The 3,419-nt window shown below is 68.0% G+C and carries 3 protein-coding genes; all 3 read left to right on the top strand.

All coding sequences use genetic code 11. The annotated features are described in order from the left end of the window. Position 1: 1 nt before the first annotated feature. The 3 genes from DBR36_RS16720 to DBR36_RS16710 are packed head-to-tail and all read left to right on the top strand — an operon-like array spanning position 2 to position 3,233. Entirely contained in the window at positions 2–898 is an 897-nt protein-coding gene (locus DBR36_RS16720) for a carbohydrate ABC transporter permease (protein ID WP_108320816.1), read from the top strand. Next, positions 898–1,839, top strand: coding sequence for a carbohydrate ABC transporter permease (locus DBR36_RS16715; RefSeq protein WP_108320815.1), 942 nt, complete (start codon positions 898–900; stop codon positions 1,837–1,839). Before DBR36_RS16720 ends, DBR36_RS16715 begins: the two co-directional genes overlap by 1 nt. 29 nt (positions 1,840–1,868) lie before the next feature. Then, positions 1,869–3,233, top strand: coding sequence for an ABC transporter substrate-binding protein (locus DBR36_RS16710; RefSeq protein ID WP_108320814.1), 1,365 nt, complete (start codon positions 1,869–1,871; stop codon positions 3,231–3,233). Positions 3,234–3,419 lie beyond the last annotated feature (186 nt).

Below are 3,419 nucleotides of genomic sequence, written 5' to 3'. Positions count from 1 at the left end.
GGTGAAGTACAACCGCCGCGAGGCGATCGCCGGATACCTGTTCATCTCGCCCTGGATCGTCGGGTTCCTCGTCTTCACGGCCGGGGCGATGATCTACAGCCTCGTCATCTCGTTCTCGAGCTACAACCTCGCGACGAACTCCGCGCGGCCGGTCGGCACGTCGAACTACGCGCAGCTGTTCGAAGACCCTCGGGTGGCCGTCTCACTCGGCAACACCCTGTTCTACGCGGTCATGGCGGTGCCGCTCGAGATCGCCTTCGCGCTGTTCCTCGCGCTGCTGCTGAGCCGGGTGGGGCGGGGCGCGGGCGTCTTCCGCACGCTCTACTACCTGCCGAAGATGACCCCGGCGGTGGCGACCGCAGCCGTGTTCTTCCTGCTGCTGAACGGCAACTCAGGGGCGATCAACCGCGCGCTGGGCGCGATCGGCATCCCGGGGCCGCAGTGGTTGGTCGACCCCGCGTGGGTCAAACCGAGCATCGTCATCATGGCGCTGTGGACGGTCAGCGGCACGATGGTGATCTTCCTCGCGGCGTTGAAGAACGTCCCGGTCGACCTGTACGAGGTCGCGCAGATCGACGGCGCCGGTCCCGTGCGCCGGTTCTTCTCGATCACGCTGCCGATGATCTCGGGGGCGATGTTCTTCAACGTCATCGTGCTGACCATCGCGGCGTTCCAGGTGTTCGACCAGGCCTACCTGCTGTTCTGGCGCGACCAGAGCAACGCCTCGCCCGAGGCGTCGCTGTTCTACGCGATCTACCTCTTCCAGCAGGCGTTCCGTCAGTTCGACTTCGGTTTCGCCGCGGCCATGGCGTGGCTGCTGTTCGTCATCATCCTGCTCATCACCCTCGTGCAGGTGCGCCTCGGCAATCGCTTCGTCTACTACGAGGGAGACCGTTGATGACCGGCACCCTGCAGACCCCGGGCGTCGCGCAGGCGAAGCCCGAGCTCGCGGCATCCGCCACCCGGCCCCCGCGGTGGCGCCGCGTCCTGTCGCAGCCGAAGACCCTCGCCGGGCGCGTGGTGCTCGCGGCCGTGCTCGTGCTGTTCGCCCTGTTGTTCCTCTACCCCTTCGCGTGGCTGCTCGCGGCGAGCTTCAAGCCGCGCGGCGAGGTGTTCGACAACGCGCTGATCCCGAAGACCTTCACCCCCGGCAACTACGCCGAGGTGTGGAACCAGCTGCCCTTGCTCAGCTGGATGTTCAACAGCGTCTCGATCGCGCTGCTCGCGGCGACCACCGTCGCGGTGATGAGCTCGATCGTCGCCTTCGGCTTCGCGTACTTCCGCTTCCCCGGCCGAAGACTCCTGTTCGGGCTGGTGCTGGCGACCATGATGCTGCCGGGTGCGGTGACGATGATCCCGATCTACCTCATCTGGAAAGAGACCGGGCTGCTCGGCACCTGGGTGCCGCTGTGGGGCATGAACCTGTTCGGCAGCGCCTTCTACATCTTCTTGCAGCGGCAGTTCTTCCTGGGCGTGCCGCGCGAGCTGTTCGAGGCGGCACGGCTCGACGGATGCAGCGCCTGGGGGCTGTTCTGGCGCATCGCGATGCCCCTGTCGATCCCCTCGTTCATCATCGTGTTCCTGTTCGAGTTCCAGGCCAGCTGGAACAACCTGCAGGCCGCGCTCATCTACCTCAACGCCGGGTCGGTCGAGGAGTTCACCGCCCCGCTCGGCATCGCCTACGCCATGACCAAGTACAGCCCCAGCGCGGGCGGTCAGGGCGACTACCAGTACGTCATGGTCGCTTCGCTCCTGGTGACCCTGCCGATGCTCCTCATCTTCGCCTTCGGCCAGCGGTACTTCGTCGAGGGCGTCGCCACCCAGGGCCGCAAAGGCTGACCCATCCCCCCGTCCCGAAAGGACCTCTCATGCGCACACGCACACTCGCCGGTGTCGTCGCCGGCGCGGCATCCCTCGCCCTTCTCACCTCGTGCAGCGGAGGAGGGGGATCCGATCCGGCCGCCGACGTCGACTTCTCGGCCGCGCCGACCGGAACCCTCGCCGCGTGGGGCTTCGAGAACGCCGACGACGTGGGTCAATCTCGTCTCGACTTCGCCGCCGGCCAGCTGCCCGACGTCGAGGTGACCCTGGATGCCACGGCCTTCGACGCCCAGAAGTTCACGACCCGCATCGCCGGCGGCGACGTGCCCGACGTCGTGCAGATGGACCGCCGCTACGTCACCACCTACGCCGCACAGGGCCTGCTGATGCCGCTCGACGCGTGCTTCGAGGCGCAGAGCGTCGATCCGCAGCAGCGGTGGTACGCCAACGTCGTCGACGACGTCACATACGAGGATGCCGTCTACGCGGCGCCGCAGTTCTACCAACCGCCCGCGATCCTGCTGAACATGAACGTGTTGAACGAGGCCGGGGTGACCCCCGAGCAGTTCGACACGTCCGACCTGGACGGCCTGCTCGCCGCGATCGCGAAGATCTACCAGGGTTCGGGCGGATCCCCCACGCGTCTGGGTTTTGACCCGGTCGCGACGGGCCAAGGCGGCCTGTGGGTGCTCGGGATGGGTGGGCAGCTCACCGACGACACGGGCAAGCCGACGCTCGACGACCCCGCGAACGCCGCCGGCATCGACGCGTTGAAGGAGATCACCGACGCGCAGGGTGGATACGCCGCCGTCAAGAGCTTCACCGACTCGTTCGACACCTTCGGCGACGCGAACCAGTTCGCGCAGAACCAGGTCGGGGCGCAGGTGGCGAACCAGTGGTACCCGAACGTGCTCAGCGCCTCGCGCGACCGGATCTCGCTGCAGGCCGTTCCGTTCCGGGATGCCGAGGGCCAGCCGTTCTCGCTCGCCTCGGGTACGGCATTCGTCATCCCGGCGGGGGCGAAGAACCCCGCGGCGGCCTGCGCGTGGATGAACGACCTGACCTCGACCGACGCCTGGATGGCTGCCGGCGCCGCGCGCGCCGCGACCATCCAGAGCAAGGACGGACTGAACACGGGCCTGTTCACCGGATCGCCCGAGGCGGACGAGATGATCCGCTCGACGTACGTGAAGCCGACCGGCGACAGCGGGTTCGACCAGGTCATCTCGACCTACTACGACGTGGTCGGCTCCGGCCGGTCGTTCGGTTCGTCGCCCGCGGGCCAGGACATCCAGAACGAGCTCAACAACGCCATCACCGCCGCCCTGCTCGGCGACAAGACGACCGAGCAGGCCCTGGCCGACGCCCAGCAGGCGGCGCAGCGCGCCTTCGACAAGGCGACCGCGGGCTGATCCTTCCGGAAGACCGAAGGGCGCCCCGGCCGCAGCCGGGGCGCCCTTTCGCGTCTCGAGGTCAGGAGCGGGGGCGCTCGTCCTCGACCACGGCCTGGACGTCGTCCGTGGCCGGCGTCTTGTCGTCACCGCGCACCTCGTCGGCGGCGATGGCGATGTCGACCGCGGCGTCCTGCAGTGCCTCGG

Origin of the sequence: Microbacterium sp. HMWF026 (assembly GCF_003061325.1) — a bacterium.
In the GTDB taxonomy this organism is placed as follows: Bacteria; Actinomycetota; Actinomycetes; order Actinomycetales; family Microbacteriaceae; genus Microbacterium; species Microbacterium testaceum_E.
Note: the sequence above shows the minus strand (reverse complement) of the source record. Positions and strands in the feature narration are given on the sequence as shown.

Bases quoted from the DNA above. Each gene is read 5' to 3' on its own strand.
- DBR36_RS16715 (WP_108320815.1), top strand. From the start codon at position 898: ATGACCGGCACCCTGCAGACCCCGGGCGTCGCGCAGGCGAAGCCCGAG.
- DBR36_RS16710 (WP_108320814.1), top strand. From the start codon at position 1,869: ATGCGCACACGCACACTCGCCGGTGTCGTCGCCGGCGCGGCATCCCTC.